Here is a 15,741-nt window from a genome sequence, read left to right on the forward strand (position 1 = left end):
AGTCTCCGGTAAAGCCGGGGCGGTTCAGATTATGGTGTTCGCAGCCGTTATGCCAGCGTTTACAGGCCTAGCTAACTGGATGATTCCGCTGCAAATTGGAGCCCCTGACATGGCCTTGCCGCGGCTAAATAACTTCAGTTTTTGGCTACTGCCGGTCGCTTTTACCCTGCTGCTGTCTACTCTTTTTATGCCTGGGGGCGGGCCCCAACTTTGGCTGGACATTTTACGCTCCGTTATCAACAACGTATGCGCCAGCTTCAACGACTTTTTTTATTTTAGCGCTGCATATGGCAGGCATTAGCTCTATTTTGGGGGCGATTAATATCATCGCGACCATCCTGAATATGCGTGCGCCTGGCATGCGCATGATGGATATGCCGCTATTCGTTTGGACATGGCTGATTACGGCATTTCTACTTATCGCCGTTATGCCGGTGTTAGCGGGCGTCATTACCATGATGTTAATGGACATTAACTTTGGGACTAGCTTCTTTGATGCAGCGGGCGGAGGAGATCCTGTCTTATTCCAGCATCTGTTCTGGTTTTTTGGCCACCCAGAAGTCTACATTATGATCCTGCCAGCATTTGGCATCGTGTCGGCGATTATCCCTACGTTTGCTCGTAAGCCCTTATTTGGCTACGCCTCGATGGTTTATGCCACTGCAGCCATTGCGCTGCTGTCATTTCTGGTGTGGGCGCACCATATGTTTATTGTGGGCGTGCCTTTGACGACGGAACTGTTCTTTATGTACTCCACCATGTTGATTGCTGTGCCAACAGGGGTGCAGGTATTTAACTGGGTGACAACGCTATTCCGCGGGTCGATTAGTTTTGAGCCCCCTATGCTTTTTGTTTTGGCTTTTGTAGTGCTATTTACCATTGGCGGCTTTTCAGGCCTGATGTTAGCCATCGCACCCGCCGATTTTCAGTACCACGATACCTACTTTGTGGTGGCGCACTTCCACTATGTATTGGTGCCTGGCGCGATCTTCGCCATCATGGCGGGCGGTTTACTACTGGTTGCCTAAATGGACAGGCCATTACCCTAACGAGCGTCTGGCGCAGTGCCACTTCTGGTGCTCAATCATTGGGGTCAATCTAACCTTTTTCCCCATGCATTTTGCCGGTTTGGCAGGCATGCCTAGGCGCATCCCTGATTATGCGCTGCAATTTGCCGATTTTAATCTGCTCTCAAGTATTGGCGCCTTCTTCTTTGGTGCCTCGCAACTACTTTTTGTGCTGGTGGTAGTGCTGTGTGTACGAGGTGGCCAAAAAGCGCCTGCAAAAGCTTGGGAGGGTGCTGTTGATTTAGAGTGGAGTGTGCCTAGCCCTGCGCCGTTACACTCCTTTGAAACGCCGCCGGTATTTCACCGTGCTCAATCGCACGATTAATGCATAAAAGCGTTGGAGAAGGCGGAGGGATGAAAAATGGCAGCAGATGGTTCTCAACAAGCTGGCGTTAGGCGGACCGTCATTCGCAGTGTCGCAGCCCTTATTGGCATGTTTGCCTTTGCGTTTGCCTTAGTTCCTCTTTACGACGTGTTTTGTCAGGTAACGGGTTTAAACGGAAAGGTCGATACCACGGCAAAAGCTATCATTCATGAAGAGGTGGATCAGTCGCGCTTCATTACGGTTCAATTTATTACCCGTGGTAGTGCGGGACTGCCATGGCAAATGAGTGTTGAAACGCGGCAAATGCGGGTACATCCAGGCCAAACCGCAGAAGTGGATTTTACCTTTACGAATAACAGCCACCAAGAAAGTTGGGGACGCGCTGTGCCTAGCGTATCACCCTCTAGTGCAACAACGCATTTACGTAAAGTCAGCTGTTTTTGCTTCCAAGAACAGCAGCTACAAGGCGATGAGCGACTAACCATTCCGCTGGTGTTTCAGTTAGCTAAAGACTTACCTGAAGAAATCAGCACCATTACCTTGGTGTATACCCTATACCCGGTACAGCGCATTGCGCTTAATCCACTCAATAACAATAACGCAGCGGGGGATAAAATATGAGCGGCGGCAGCTATTTCGTTCCTGCGAATAGCCGGTGGCCTATTTTAGGGTCGCTTGCGCTAGGTGCCATGATGGCCGGTATTGGTATCAAGTTAGTTTACAACACCGGGGCGCCATTGTTAGTTATTGGCTTACTAAGCGTTATTTGTGTCATGGGGTTTTGGTTTCGAGACGTCATTCACGAGTCGATGGGCGGTTTATACGACGCACAAATGGATCGCTCGTTTCGATGGGGAATGGGCTGGTTTATTTTTTCAGAAGTAATGTTTTTTGCCGCTTTTTTTGGCGCACTGTTTTATGTAAGGACCTTCACAATTCCATGGCTAGGAGGGGAAGGGGCAGAAGGCGTATCTGCTTTGCTATGGCCCGAATTTGTTCCTCAATGGCCGCTACTCAATCCCCCTGATGCCTCTGTGGCAGGGCCCTCCAGCGTACTTAGCCCCTGGCAGTTGCCCTTAGTGAACACACTGATTTTGGTGACATCAAGTATCACACTAACGGTTGCCCATGAAGCTCTGAAGCTTGGCTATCGTCAGACCTGTCGTAACTGGCTAGCAGGCACAGTACTGCTGGGCATTTGCTTTATCCTTATCCAAGGCGTCGAATATTATGAAGCCTATCATCATTACGGTATTACCCTAGAGGCCGGTATTTTTGGGGCTACTTTTTTTATATTGACAGGCTTTCATGGTCTCCACGTCATTATTGGTACGCTTATTTTGGCGAGCATGCTGGTAAGAATTATCAAAGGTCACTTTGCTAGCGATCATCACTTTGGTTTTGAGGCATCCTGCTGGTATTGGCATTTCGTTGATGTAGTGTGGGTAGGGCTCTTTATCTTTGTTTATGTATTTTAGTGAGTTATCCAAGCTCGCCAGATAAGAAACCAAAGAGAAGCAGGGCCATCAACACGCAGGCTAACGCAATGCGCCATTTAAGCGATGTGAGTAACCGCCTGGAGGTGCTTTCGTCATGTAGTAAAAAGCCTGCACCTGCGGCTAAGCTGGCCACCATTCCTATAAACACTAATGCAATGAGCAGTTTTAACCACATGATGAAGCCCTCTTATTTTCCAGCGCGACTATACGCATGGTGTGTGTTTTGGAGTGTTGTAGTGGTTTTAGGGTTGCTCCTAGGACTATGGCAGTGGGAAAGGGCCGCTGACAAGCGTGAACTGCTAGCCATTCGTGATGCAGCGCCAACAGTGGTTGAGCCAATCCAAACACCGGAAGGAGGGGCGCAGGTGCATCTACGTGGCGACTATCTTGAGCAGCATACGCTTTACTTAGATAACCGTATCGTTAACGGTCGCCTAGGCGTCGCGGTGTTGACACCGATGAAAGACTCCCATGGGCAGCTCTGGTTAGTACAACGTGGTTTTATTGAAACAGGTACAAGCCGGGCGTCTCCTTCGGTATTCACCCCTCATGGCACGGTTGAGGTGTCTGGCGAGTGGCAGGCGGAGCAATCGCAAGGGCCGCTTTATAGAGCCAACCAAGAAGGCGTCAGGCTTCAACAGCTGAGCTTGGCTCCTTGGGAAGAGGCGCTGGGCGTCTTCAGCCATAATGGCTGGCTTCATGCCCAGCAGGGTGCAGGTGTTTTTACCCCTTGGTGGGAGGCAAATGTGATGCCACCAAGCCGGCATCTTGGCTACGCTTTTCAATGGTGGGGACTGGCGCTGGCAGCGTTGGTGATCATGCTATTGGGTGGATACCGTCTAGTGAGCGACTTTCGAGAAAGCTACGAAGGAGGGCGTTAACATGCACCACCGTCGTCCAGTACGTTACGCAAGGCTTAAGGTGGGTCTCTTGTTTGCCATTTTTGCCGCTCCTATTGTGACGGCCTGGGGAATGGTGACTTGGAATGTTGGAATTCCTCAGGGCCATACTGCCCACGGAAAAGTAACCATAGATGTGCCGCCGCTTGAGGATTGGCCGCTGATGGCTTCCATCACTGCCTCTGAACAATGGACGCTGGTATTAGACTGCGGCGCAAACTGTGTGCAGCAACAGGATGAACTGTGGCGGTTACACCGTGCATTAGGGCGTGAAGCCACTCGATTAAAGCGATTAAGAGTTGGTGGTGACGATGCCACGCTGCCTGGGGAGACGGTGACAGTTTGGCAAAGCGTACCCTCTTGGAGCATTGCGCACAGCGTTTGGTTATTCGACCCCATGGGAAGGCCAGCACTCGCGTTTACTCAAGAAGCGGCAACCGCCGACATTCTTGATGACATCCGGCACCTATTCAAAGTAAATCCTATTTAGCTTATGTTCGGCTAGCAATAGCCGTAAGGAAACTTAATGAAGACCTACCGAGAGTGCCGTCTTCGTTGGCTCATGAGGGTTACGCTGGCGGGAACCCTGTTGACTGCGTTCGTCATATTGGTAGGCGCATGGACTCGGTTAATGGATGCTGGCCTAGGCTGCCCTGATTGGCCTGGCTGTTATGGGCGCCTAATTGTGCCTGATAGTGAGCATGTTGCCCTTCGCCATCCAGATGCTCCGTTAGAGCCCTTTAAAGCGTGGGTGGAAATGGCTCACCGATATGTGGCGAGCTTTCTAGGGTTGATAGTACTTAGCGTTCTTGCGCTGGGTTGGTCGGTACGTAATCAAGCGGGTTATCCATGGCGGTTAAGCATGGTTCTGTTGGCCGTTATTCTGTTACAAGGGGCGTTTGGTGCTTTTACTGTGACATTAAAACTATGGCCGCAGGTGGTGACACTTCATTTGCTGGGTGGGTTGAGCGTTTTAATGCTGTTTTTTTGGCTGCATCTTCGCATACGCCGTTCATGGCGTGGGCAAATAGGGCAGGCTAAAAAGGGTGGCGTACTGTGGTACTTGGCAGGTGGGGTTTTATTGTTGCAGCTTGCACTGGGTGGCTGGGTCACAAGCAACTATGCCGGTATTGCTTGCCAAGGATTCCCTACCTGTAATTCACAATGGTGGCCAAGCATGGACCTAAGCGAAGGCTTCCACCTAACCCAAAACGTTGGCCCTAATTATCTCCATGGTCAACTACACGCAGATGCTCGCACCGCTATTCATATGGTCCATCGTATGGGAGCAATGTTGTTGGGTGCCGCTTTACTAGCGTTATGGTGGCGCTATCGGGGCATCAAAGTAGTCAGCATCGCCTTGAGTCTCGCATTAGGAGCTTATTGCTTACAGGTGGCGCTTGGGGTCGCTAACGTTCTGCTCTGGCTGCCGCTTGGGTTAGCCTTGTTGCATACGGCAGGGGCTGTATTGCTAGCGCTGAGCATGGGATGGGCGTGGTGGTGCTGGCGGTACCAAAAGGCGGGGCCGGATACTGTTCTTTGCCCATCAAATGCAAGCAACCTGAAGGCGCATGAATCAGGTTGGTCTACTTGAGGCAATTAGGTGTACAATTCTCGTTAAGCTATTTACTTACTGGGGATAAGGAGCTCTATGAGTTCTACGGTTGCACTTATACTGCTTGCGCTGGCTGTTACGGTCATCGCTGCACTCGGCGGCTATGCTTTCTTCTTGCGCAAAGAGGTAAAGCGACGCGAGGAATTTCGACTTGACGAAGAGCAGCGCGCTCAGCAAAACAGTCTTGAAAACCTTGATTATGTGGTGAGTGCGCTCGTCCAAGAGCAGGTTGATATCACCGAAGGTTCGTGGCGCTGTAAGGTGCTGCTTGAAATTGTTGACCCTAGCTTGACGGAGCGCCCTGAGTTCCGGGCGTTTGCGGATGTATATGAGCGCACTCGCCATTTAAAGACACACTCTGCGCGAAAACAGCTCACGCCTAGGGAAAGAATGCAGGAAGACAAGGATCGCCTAGCCGTTGAAGACGAAATGCGTCCCGCTGTGCTAGCTGCCGCTGCTGAGGTGCTTAAATGGCGGGCTGAGAGCCCATCTACACTTCAATGAAATTTTTTAATGTCAACGATGCCAGCTTTGCTATGCTGGAAGGGCCAGTATTGGCAAGAAGTTGATATATTGGCATTGTTGCCTTCTAACGCCGAAACGTTAATGATAGGCGCCTTGTTCGGGTTCAGGGGGCGGGTTGTCCTGCCCTTGAAGCAGAACAGCGAAAAATGGATGCTCTCGCGATAAGAAGCATTGGATAGATTTGGTCGATTGACCAAATCAGCATTGGATCAAGAAGGAGTCTTGCATGAAAAAATCAACGACTGGCTTGCTAATCGGTTCTGCACTTGTAGTAGGTCTTTCTGGCTGTGCCAGTTCTGCCTCTCAGTCTTCCGGTCAGGCAAGCGCTAGCAGCGATCGTAGCTGGTATCAGCATCCGGCTGTTTGTGGTTTGGCGGGTGGTCTTATTGGTGGCAGCATTGGCTATGCCACCAGCGGTAGCTCTGATGAAGAGAGCGGTTCTGCCACAGGTGCTGTAGCAGGTGCTGCTATTGGTGGTCTGTTGTGTGCAGATCGCACTCCCGAGCCGGTAGCACCGCAGTGCCCGAGCTACGGTGAAGTGCCAGCTGGCGTTGCTGTTGATGCCGAAGGCTGCCCGCTGGACTCCGACGGTGATGGCGTGCCGGACTACCGTGACCAGTGCCCGGGCACGCCGGCTGGTGTAGAAGTTAACGCCAACGGTTGCCCGCTGGACTCAGATAACGACGGCGTGCCGGATTACCGTGACCAGTGCCCGAATACCCCGGCAGGCGTTGAAGTAAACGCACTGGGTTGTCCGGAAAGCGTTGTTCTTCAGGATGTGAACTTTGAGTTCGATTCCGCCCAGCTAACACCGAATGCACAAAATGTTCTTAACGGCGTTGCTGAGCGTCTGGTTAACAACCCAGATGTACGTGTGAGCATTGAAGGTCACACCGATTCTCGTGGTTCTGATCAGTACAATAAAGACCTGTCACAGCGTCGTGCTGAGTCTGTTGCTGCTTATTTAGCCCAGCGCGGTGTAGAAGCTAACCGTATGCGTGCTGTTGGCTATGGCGAAGAGCGTCCGATTGCTACCAACGACACTGACGAAGGTCGTTTCCAGAACCGTCGTGTAGAATTGGATGAGTGGAAATAATCCACTTAGCTGAGTCATCAATGGGTAGGGCCAGCATGCTGGTTCGTTAAACCCTTTGACAAAGAACGGGAGGCTTATGCCTCCCGTTTTATTTTACGCAGTCATAAATTCTGGTAGGCTGAGCAGCCTTCAAGATGTGCCCAACACCCCCGACCATTGATAGCGAAATGTGATCCTTGGTATGGATCACCACTGCGCTCAAGGAATACCTGAATGCCTATTGTGACACTGCCCGATGGCAGCCAAAGAACGTTTGAAGCACCACTCTCTATTATGCAGCTGGCAGAGTCCATTGGCCCTGGTTTGGCCAAGGCCTGTGTGGCAGGCAAAATTAACGGGGTGCTGGTTGATGCTGCCGATACGATTGAGCAGGATGCGGACGTCTCTATTATTACTGCCCGCGATGAAGAAGGTTTGGAAATTATTCGTCACTCGTGTGCTCACTTGATTGGTCACGCGGTGAAACAGCTATATCCCGATGCCAAAATGGCCATCGGTCCTGTAATTGATGATGGCTTTTATTACGACATTGACTTTGGCAAATCAGTCACGCCAGACGATATGGAAGCCATTGAAAAGCGCATGCAGTCGCTCATCGATCATGAGTACGATGTTATTCGTGAATACGTCGGCCGCGACCAAGCGATGGCAACGTTTGAAAAGCGTGATGAGCCGTATAAGCAAGAGATCATCCGTGATATCCCGGAAGGTGCGACTATCCGCCTTTACCACCACGAAGAGTACACGGACATGTGCCGTGGGCCCCATGTGCCTAACACAAGACACTTAAAAGCATTTAAGCTGACGAAGCTGGCAGGTGCTTACTGGCGTGGTGACTCCTCCAATCCGATGCTGACGCGCATTTATGGCACGGCATGGGGCGATAAAAAGCAGTTAAAAGCTTACTTGAAGCGGCTGGAAGAAACTGAGAAGCGAGACCACCGTAAGCTAGCGCGGAAGATGGACTTGTTCCACGTTCAAGAAGAAGCGCCGGGGATGGTTTTTTGGCACCCTAACGGTTGGACGATGTATCAGGCGTTAGAAGAGTACATGCGTAAAATTCAACGTGAGCATGGCTACCAGGAAATCAAAACGCCGCAAGTAGTGGATTTGTCACTGTGGAAGAAATCAGGCCACTGGGGACATTACAGTGAATTGATGTTCACCACAGAGTCGGAAAAGCGCGAGTATGCGGTGAAGCCGATGAACTGCCCATGTCACGTGCAGGTCTTTAATCAAGGCCTTAAGAGCTACCGTGACCTTCCGCTACGTTTGGCCGAATTTGGTAGCTGTCATCGAAATGAACCTTCAGGCTCGCTGCATGGTCTGATGCGGGTTCGTGGGTTTACGCAAGATGATGCCCATATTTTCTGTACCGAAAGTCAGATTCAGGCTGAGGCTGAGGCGTTTATTGCTCTAACGCTGCAAGTCTATAAAACGCTCGGTTTTGAAGACGTTGAGCTCAAGCTCTCCACCCGTCCCGAAGACTTTCTGGGTGAAGCCGAAATGTGGGATCGGGCAGAGCAGGGCCTTGAGGCCGCGCTGAACGCTACTGGCTTGGCTTGGGATCTGCAGCCGGGTGAAGGTGCGTTTTATGGGCCGAAAATTGAGTTTGCGCTAAGAGATTGCCTGAATCGTGTTTGGCAGTGTGGTACTCTTCAGCTAGATTTTAATTTGCCAGGGCGTTTAGGGGCGCAATACGTCGATGAAGACGGCACGCGTAAAACCCCTGTAATGCTCCATCGTGCTATCCTGGGCTCATTTGAACGATTCCTGGGTATACTGATTGAGCATTACGCTGGTGCTATGCCACTATGGTTGGCCCCGCAGCAAGCTGTGCTTATGACCATTACCGACGCGCAGCGTGATTATGCGCTCGATTTGGAGCAGCGGCTGCAAAAAAATGGCTTACGGGTTAAGGCGGACTTGAGGAACGAGAAGATCGGCTTTAAAATCCGTGAGCATACGTTACAGAAAGTTCCCTATCTCCTTGTGGTGGGAGATAAGGAAGTCGAAGCTGACTCAGTGGCCGTGCGAACTCGCAGCGGCGAAAACCTCGGCACCATGACTGTCGATGAATTCATCGAACGTTTTAGTGCAGAGCGAGCAGCCCTGGCGACATCGTCAATTGCCTAAGGAGACGGAGCGATCAAGCGAAGCAATCAGCGCGGGCGTCCACAAGACAAACGCCCACCAATGAACGAGCGTATTACCGAAGAAGAAGTACGTCTAATTGATGCCGAAGGTGAGCAGTAGGGTGTTGTGCCCACCACTGAGGCTCTTGAGCGTGCGGAAGCTGCCGGTTTAGATCTCGTGCAAATTTCGAATGCCGATCCGATTGTTTGTAAGATCATGGATTATGGCAAATTCGTTTTTGAGACCAAAAAGCAGAAAGCGGCTCAAAAGAAAAAGCAGAAGCAAATCCAGGTTAAGGAAGTTAAATTCCGTCCTGGCACCGACGAAGGCGATTATCAGGTGAAGCTAAAAAACCTGATCCGCTTCTTGGAAGGTGGTGACAAGGGTAAGGTCACATTGCGCTTCCGTGGTCGTGAAATGGCGCACCAGGACATTGGCCGTAAGCTAATGGAACGGATCGCGGCAGACCTGGAAGAGATCGGAGCGGTGGAGTCTTTCCCGAAAATGGAAGGCCGCCAAATGATCATGATTCTTGCCCCGAAAAAGAAGTGATCCAACGGCGAAGTTAACGGGCCAGCGCGAAGGCGCTGGTCGGCCCTGGGTTTTCTAAAAAATATCGAGCGGAGTTCTCTCATGCCGAAAATCAAAAGCAACAGCGGCGCTGCTAAGCGCTTCAAAAAGACCGCTAACGGCTTCAAGCACAAGCAGTCTTTCCGTAGCCACATCTTGACCAAGAAGTCGACCAAGCGAAAGCGTCAGCTGCGTGGCATGAAGCAGATTCATGCTTCCGACAAAGCGCTGATCCAGCGCATGCTGCCGAACCTGTAAGGTCGAATTTTCTTATCTGAGTGCATTTAGCCTCAGTCATAAAGTCAGGAGTGTGTTATGACCCGTGTTAAGCGTGGCGTAGTGGCCCGTCGTCGCCATAAAAAAGTACTGAAGCAGGCCAAAGGTTACTACGGTGCCCGTTCGCGTGTTTTCCGTGTAGCCAAACAGGCTGTCATCAAAGCCGGCCAGTATGCGTACCGTGACCGTCGCAACCGCAAGCGCCAATTCCGCGCTCTGTGGATTCAGCGTATCAACGCTGGTGCGCGCATCAACGGCATGTCTTACAGCCGCTTTGTTGGCGGTCTGAAGAAAGCCGGTATTGAAATTGACCGTAAAGTGTTGGCCGATCTGGCAGTACACGAAAAGGCAGCATTTGCTGCTATCGTGGAAAAAGCCAAGGCTGCCCAATAAGGCAATTCGCACTGAGCTAAATTCAGTGTGAAATGCCGAGGTCATTTCAGTGTGACCCATGCAGGGGAAGAGCAGCCGCTCTTCCCCTGTTTTTTTGTCACCTTCAACATGCCAGCCATCTTTAAAGATGGAACCGCTTAATTCGGAGTAAATCGGATGGACCACCTTCCTACTCTGGTGTCAGAGGCCCGCGATGCTATCCAAGCTGCGCAGAGCGTCTCAGCGCTAGATGAGTTGCGCGTACGTTACTTGGGTAAAAAAGGCGAAGTGACGGCCTTATTGAAAGGGTTGGGCAAACGATCGGCAGAAGAGCGTCCTGCGGCTGGTGAGCAAATTAACCAAACCAAGCAAACGCTATCAGCCGAGATAGACGCCAAACGACAGCAGCTTGAGAGTGAGGCGCTGAATGCCCGCTTGGCAGCTGAGCGGATCGATGTAACATTGCCGGGTCGTGGGCAGGAGAGTGGTGGCTTGCACCCTGTGACACGCACGCTTGAGCGTATAGAGGGTTTGTTTACCCGCATTGGTTATGATGTGGCGGTAGGTCCTGAGATTGAGGATGACTACCATAACTTCGAGGCGCTCAATATTCCCGCGCATCACCCGGCGCGGGGGATGGCAGAGACGTTTTATTTCGACGCTACAAGCTTGCTGCGTACTCATACATCTCCTGTGCAAGTACGCACAATGAAGAGTAGTGAACCGCCCATCCGTATCGTCTGCCCGGGGCGCGTCTATCGCAGCGACTCGGACCTGACGCATACGCCGATGTTTCATCAGGTAGAAGGTCTGTTGGTCGATGAGGGCGTGAGCTTTGCTGATCTAAAAGGCACCATTGAGGACTTCCTTCAGGCGTTTTTTGAGCGTGATGATCTATCGGTCCGCTTCCGCCCCTCTTACTTCCCATTCACTGAACCCTCTGCTGAGGTCGATATTCAGTGCGTGATGTGTAGTGGTAACGGTTGTCGTGTTTGCTCACATAGCGGCTGGCTGGAAGTGATGGGCTGCGGGATGGTGCACCCTGAAGTTTTCCGGCACTCCGGCATTGATACCGAACGATACACCGGCTTTGCCTTTGGTATGGGCGCAGAGCGTTTGGCGATGCTGCGCTACGGCGTTAATGACCTGCGCTTGTTCTTTGAGAACGACCTGCGCTTTCTTCGTCAATTCACCTAAGACCGCTGCCAGCGACGGGAATCAACATGAAATTTTCAGAACAGTGGCTGCGTGAATGGGTAGCCCCGCAGCTTGATACGCAGGCTATGGCCGATCAGATCACCATGGCGGGCCTTGAAGTGGATGCCGTTGAAGCGGTCGCCGCTGCGTTTAGCGGTGTGGTCGTGGCTGAAGTGCTGACCAAAGAGAAGCACCCTGATGCCGATAAGCTCAACGTATGCACGGTGAACGACGGTACCGGTGAGCCGGTGCAAGTAGTGTGCGGTGCGCCCAACGTTGATGTGGGCCAGAAAATTCCCTTCGCCCAAGTGGGTGGCGTGCTGCCGGGCGATTTTAAAATCAAAAAGGCACAACTGCGTGGCGTTGAGTCGCGTGGCATGATCTGCTCGGCATCAGAGCTGGGCTTAGAGGAAGAAACCTCTCCCGGCATCCTAGTGTTACCGGCGTCGGCCCCCGTGGGCACGAGCTTTCGCGCGTATATGCAGCTCGACGATATGACCCTCGAGGTGGATCTCACTCCTAACCGCGGCGACTGCCTGAGCATTAAAGGTCTTGCGAGAGAGGTAGGTGTGCTTAATCGCCTGCCGGTGAGTGGCCCTGAGATCACAGTAGTTGAAGCGAGTATCGACGATACTTTCCCCGTCACTATTGAGGCGGCTGAGCAGTGCCCGCGCTACTTAGGGCGTGTTATTAAGGGCGTGAATGTAGAGGCTGAAACGCCGCTGTGGATGGTTGAGCGGCTACGTCGTAGCGGCGTACGCTCGATTGACCCCGTCGTGGATGTCACCAACTACGTCATGTTAGAGCTTGGTCAACCGCTGCATGCGTTTGATCGGGACAACCTGCAGGGTGGCATTACTGTCCGTTTGGCACGAGAGGCGGAGCGTTTAACACTGCTGGATGGCCAAGAGGTAGCACTTCGCCCTGAAACACTGGTAATTGCCGATGAACGTGGCCCCCTGGCAATGGCTGGCATCATGGGTGGAGAAAATTCAGGGGTAAACGAAAAAACGCACACGATTTTTCTTGAGTCGGCCTTTTTTGCTCCGCTTGGCATTGCTGGGCAGGCGCGTTCCTACGGTCTGCATACCGACGCATCGCATCGTTATGAGCGTGGCGTCGATCCAGAGCTTCCTGCCATGGCGGTTGAGCGTGCCACAAAGCTCCTGATGGAGATTTGTGGGGGGCAGGCAGGGCCCGTGGTTGAGACGGTAAGCGATGAGCATTTACCGGCACCGCGCATCATTATGCTCCGCGAGGCTCGCCTTGAGAGTGCGCTCTCCAAGCGGCTGCAGCCGGATGATGTCACCGATATCCTTCAGCGTTTAGGGCTTGAGGTTGATAAACAGGCGGAAGGTTGGTCAGTGGTCGCCCCTAGCTGGCGTTTTGACGTTGCCATTGAGGAAGACCTCATCGAGGAAGTGGCGCGTATCCATGGCTACAATAACCTTCCGGTTCGTCGCCCAGCCGCTCGACTAGCACTTCGCCCAGCTAACGAGGCACTCCTCACTCAGGCTCAGTTGCGCAACCAGATGGTTGCTCGCGGTTTCCAAGAAGCGGTGACATACAGCTTCGTAGCGCCGGACCTGCAGGCAGCAATGCTGCCAGATGCTGTGTCCCCCGTGCTTGCGAATCCGATTTCGTCGGACCTCTCGGTAATGCGCGCCAGCCTTTTCCCGGGTTTAGTGCGTGCCCTAGAGTATAATCTCAATCGCCAGCAAACCCGTGTGCGCATTTTCGAGACAGGGCTGGTATTTAACGGACACCTCGATAACTTAACCCAAGAGCCGATGATGGGCGCCTTAGTGTGCGGTGGCCGTGAAGGGGAAGGGTGGAACAGCACTAAGGCTCAGGTAGATTTTTATGACCTGAAAGGAGATCTAGAGAGTCTTTTGGCAATGGGTGGGGCCCAGGAAGCTTGGCGCTTTGAACCGGGCGAGCATCCCTCTCTGCATCCTGGGCAAACCGCCCAGCTCTTTTACAATGGCGAACCCGCCGGCTGGATTGGCACACTGCACCCGCAAGTGCGTGCCAAGCTGGGGCTTAAAGTTGATGCGGTGCTGTTCGAAGTTCGCCTAGATGTATTGAGTCAGGGGGAAATTCCCGCCTTTGAGCCGCTTTCACGCTACCCAGAAGTGCGACGCGATTTGGCGTTTATGCTCAAAGAGGCAACGCCTGTGCAAGCGCTACTTGATTGTGCAAAAACTCAGGCAGGCGATTACTTGAAAGACATTAAGCTATTTGATGTCTATGCTGGTAAAGGCGTAGCCGAGGGTTATAAGAGCATTGCATTAGGCTTGACCTGGCAGCACGCTTCGCGCACGCTAAATGATGAAGAAATCAACCAGTTGGTCGACTCGATCATCACTAACGTGCGAGCCGAATTAGATGCCGAACTTCGCGGCTAACTAAGCTATGCCATGACACGACGCTTATCACGTTCTTGGCAATGCGTATGCTACATGGAGGAGCCCTATGGGTGCGTTGACCAAAGCAGAGCTAGCTGAGCATTTGCATACTGAGCTGGCGCTGTCAAAGCGAGAAGCAAAAGCGATGGTGGAGGCGTTCTTTGAAGAAATCCGCGCCTGTTTGCGTGAAAACGAGCAGGTGAAACTGTCGGGGTTTGGTAACTTTGACCTGCGTGATAAGCGCGAGCGGCCTGGGCGAAACCCTAAAACTGGCGAAGAAATCCCTATCTCTGCTCGGCGTGTGGTGACTTTTCGCCCCGGGCAAAAGCTAAAGCAGCAGGTAGAACGCTACTCAAGTGGTCAGTAGTGGGCAGTAGCGAGTACATCAAGCTGCCCAACGAAAAGGAGTGCCTAATGGCACTCCTTTTTTATAGGCTACAAATAGGGCGCTATCTGGCTAAATACCTCCACCCTCAATCAGCCAAGTGATCACCACTTTAATGACGTAGCCCAACATTCCGGCACCTAATACCACAAACAACATAATCGTGCCAAATTTGCCTGCGTTCGATTTTTTTGCGAGATCCCAAATAATAAAACACATAAAAATGATCAGGCCGCCAACCATAATGGGCGTGATCCATGTCTCAAAGGTCTGCTGCATAAGCGCTCCTGTTGGACGATTGTCGGTAGCCCATGGTGGGGCGTGCGTCATTTTTGTCAGTCGTGTTAATATTTGAGCAAATTCATCAGGTATTTGTCGACTGAACTTTGCGGACTTAACAAAGCGCAGTACGACAACTTTGCCGAGGAGTAGGCCAATGCCTAAGTTAACCATTCTGGTCGGCACCATGTATGGCGGTGCGTTAGACGTTGCAGAGCAGGGAAAGCCGCTGTTTGAGCAGGCGGGCTATGACGTTGATATTTCAGAACAGCCCTCTGTAGACGATGTTTCCCAAGCCAGTGATCTAACGCTTTTCTGTGTGTCTACCACCGGGAGCGGTGATTTTCCCGGTAACTTTGTGCCCTTTGTTCGCAGTCTAAAAGATCAAAGCCCCTCGTTGGCGGGACTGCGTTATGGGTTGATCGCGCTTGGCGATAGTTCCTACGGTGATACGTACTGTGGCGCGGGGAGAGCCTTAGATGAGTTGCTGCAGGATCATGGCGCCCACCGTTTAGGTGAGCGCCTTGAAATCGACGCGATGGAAACCTTCATGGCGGATGATGCAGCGGTGCTGTGGGTAGAGGAGTGGATTGATGCTCAGAAGCTAAAGGTAGCATAGCCATGCAGCAAACGGTTTACTCTCCCAAGCGAGTGAGCGTAGCGGTTGGCTTATGCATCGTGATGCTCGCTGCGCTCCCGCGCTATATGGTGGGAGGGCATGAGACGCGCCAAACCCTTCTGCTGATGGCCTTGGTACTAGTGGCTGGCGCAGCCGCGTTCCAGTGGAGGATGCTGTCTCAAGAGGCTCGTCAGGCGCTACCAGCGTTAATAAAGCGTCTAGCGATCATGCTGGTGCTCGGAGCGCTGGTGATGGGGGCTTGGCACGCTATGTTTACTGATTGGATTAGCTGGCAGGTCTTTATCTCTCACGCGGCGACGTGTGGTCTGCTGCTGCATGCGGTTTCCCTGTGGTGGTCTGCACGGGAGTAACGATTTTTGTACCTTTAAACCCTTGTAATTGGTGCTTGCGCCCCCATCTTGCGAGCATGGCGCTTGCCACCATGCGTCAGGGTTCTTAAAATTGCCCCCTTG

At 52.2% G+C, this 15,741-nt stretch carries 18 protein-coding genes and 1 pseudogene; 17 read left to right on the plus strand and 2 right to left on the minus strand.

Annotated features, from left to right (window positions below):
* From B4967_RS03140 to B4967_RS03150, 3 genes and pseudogenes are all read left to right on the plus strand, one after another.
* Nucleotides 1-1,392, plus strand: a pseudogene (locus B4967_RS03140) (cytochrome c oxidase subunit I); the annotation flags it as partial.
* A 36-nt stretch (nt 1,393-1,428) separates the two neighbouring features.
* Nucleotides 1,429-2,013 carry a cytochrome c oxidase assembly protein gene (locus tag B4967_RS03145; RefSeq protein WP_058576336.1) on the plus strand — a complete coding sequence of 195 codons (585 nt, stop codon included), beginning with the start codon at nt 1,429-1,431 and terminating at the stop codon, nt 2,011-2,013.
* Nucleotides 2,010-2,870 (plus strand): cytochrome c oxidase subunit 3, encoded by an 861-nt coding sequence (locus B4967_RS03150; protein ID WP_083023509.1) that lies wholly within the window; start codon nt 2,010-2,012, stop codon nt 2,868-2,870. Before B4967_RS03145 ends, B4967_RS03150 begins: the two co-directional genes overlap by 4 nt.
* A gap of 4 nt (nt 2,871-2,874) precedes the next feature.
* Here the strand turns inward: B4967_RS03150 and B4967_RS03155 are convergent, their stop codons facing one another.
* Entirely contained in the window at nt 2,875-3,066 is a 192-nt protein-coding gene (locus tag B4967_RS03155) for a DUF2909 domain-containing protein (RefSeq protein WP_062373900.1), read from the minus strand.
* A 61-nt stretch (nt 3,067-3,127) separates the two neighbouring features.
* Here B4967_RS03155 and B4967_RS03160 point away from each other — a divergent pair, with 61 nt between their 5' ends.
* The 12 genes from B4967_RS03160 to B4967_RS03215 all read left to right on the plus strand — a co-directional run bounded on the left by B4967_RS03160 (nt 3,128) and on the right by B4967_RS03215 (nt 14,352).
* Nucleotides 3,128-3,772, plus strand: a complete 645-nt coding sequence (locus B4967_RS03160; RefSeq protein WP_340638678.1) for an SURF1 family protein — start codon at nt 3,128-3,130, stop codon at nt 3,770-3,772.
* 40 nt (nt 3,773-3,812) lie between these two features.
* Nucleotides 3,813-4,280, plus strand: a complete 468-nt coding sequence (locus B4967_RS03165; protein WP_340638679.1) for a hypothetical protein — start codon at nt 3,813-3,815, stop codon at nt 4,278-4,280.
* A gap of 36 nt (nt 4,281-4,316) precedes the next feature.
* A complete protein-coding gene (locus B4967_RS03170) occupies nt 4,317-5,384 on the plus strand; it encodes a COX15/CtaA family protein (protein WP_083023513.1) in 1,068 nt (355 codons plus the stop codon).
* Nucleotides 5,385-5,441: 57 nt separating this feature from the next.
* Nucleotides 5,442-5,909 carry a DUF2489 domain-containing protein gene (locus B4967_RS03175; protein ID WP_083023514.1) on the plus strand — a complete coding sequence of 156 codons (468 nt, stop codon included), beginning with the start codon at nt 5,442-5,444 and terminating at the stop codon, nt 5,907-5,909.
* Between the two features lie 247 nt (nt 5,910-6,156).
* Nucleotides 6,157-7,026, plus strand: a complete 870-nt coding sequence (locus B4967_RS03180) for an OmpA family protein (RefSeq protein ID WP_083023516.1) — start codon at nt 6,157-6,159, stop codon at nt 7,024-7,026.
* Between the two features lie 213 nt (nt 7,027-7,239).
* A complete protein-coding gene (thrS, locus tag B4967_RS03185; protein ID WP_083023518.1) occupies nt 7,240-9,162 on the plus strand; it encodes a threonine--tRNA ligase in 1,923 nt (640 codons plus the stop codon).
* 126 nt (nt 9,163-9,288) lie between these two features.
* On the plus strand, nt 9,289-9,714 hold the full coding sequence (gene infC / locus B4967_RS03190; RefSeq protein ID WP_479694218.1) for a translation initiation factor IF-3: 426 nt from the start codon (nt 9,289-9,291) through the stop codon (nt 9,712-9,714).
* Between the two features lie 81 nt (nt 9,715-9,795).
* The gene (rpmI, locus tag B4967_RS03195) at nt 9,796-9,990 is read left to right on the plus strand and encodes a 50S ribosomal protein L35 (protein WP_009724291.1); all 195 of its coding nucleotides are present in this window, start codon (nt 9,796-9,798) and stop codon (nt 9,988-9,990) included.
* A 57-nt stretch (nt 9,991-10,047) separates the two neighbouring features.
* Nucleotides 10,048-10,401, plus strand: coding sequence for a 50S ribosomal protein L20 (gene rplT / locus B4967_RS03200; RefSeq protein ID WP_009097607.1), 354 nt, complete (start codon nt 10,048-10,050; stop codon nt 10,399-10,401).
* A 156-nt stretch (nt 10,402-10,557) separates the two neighbouring features.
* On the plus strand, nt 10,558-11,577 hold the full coding sequence (gene pheS, locus B4967_RS03205; RefSeq protein WP_083023519.1) for a phenylalanine--tRNA ligase subunit alpha: 1,020 nt from the start codon (nt 10,558-10,560) through the stop codon (nt 11,575-11,577).
* Nucleotides 11,578-11,603: 26 nt separating this feature from the next.
* Nucleotides 11,604-13,985, plus strand: a complete 2,382-nt coding sequence (gene pheT, locus B4967_RS03210) for a phenylalanine--tRNA ligase subunit beta (RefSeq protein ID WP_083023522.1) — start codon at nt 11,604-11,606, stop codon at nt 13,983-13,985.
* Between the two features lie 67 nt (nt 13,986-14,052).
* Nucleotides 14,053-14,352, plus strand: coding sequence for an integration host factor subunit alpha (locus B4967_RS03215; protein WP_044629429.1), 300 nt, complete (start codon nt 14,053-14,055; stop codon nt 14,350-14,352).
* A 90-nt stretch (nt 14,353-14,442) separates the two neighbouring features.
* Here the strand turns inward: B4967_RS03215 and B4967_RS03220 are convergent, their stop codons facing one another.
* Nucleotides 14,443-14,649, minus strand: coding sequence for a DUF2788 domain-containing protein (locus B4967_RS03220; RefSeq protein WP_044629428.1), 207 nt, complete (start codon nt 14,647-14,649; stop codon nt 14,443-14,445).
* 157 nt (nt 14,650-14,806) lie between these two features.
* On the opposite strand from B4967_RS03220, the gene B4967_RS03225 reads away from it, so the two are divergent.
* Nucleotides 14,807-15,268: a flavodoxin domain-containing protein gene (locus tag B4967_RS03225; protein WP_083023523.1), complete on the plus strand. Its 462-nt coding sequence runs from the start codon at nt 14,807-14,809 to the stop codon at nt 15,266-15,268.
* Nucleotides 15,269-15,270: 2 nt separating this feature from the next.
* Nucleotides 15,271-15,639 (plus strand): hypothetical protein, encoded by a 369-nt coding sequence (locus tag B4967_RS03230; RefSeq protein ID WP_044629426.1) that lies wholly within the window; start codon nt 15,271-15,273, stop codon nt 15,637-15,639.
* Nucleotides 15,640-15,741 lie beyond the last annotated feature (102 nt).

This window comes from Vreelandella lionensis (assembly GCF_002087295.1).
Taxonomy (GTDB): domain Bacteria; phylum Pseudomonadota; class Gammaproteobacteria; order Pseudomonadales; family Halomonadaceae; genus Vreelandella; species Vreelandella lionensis.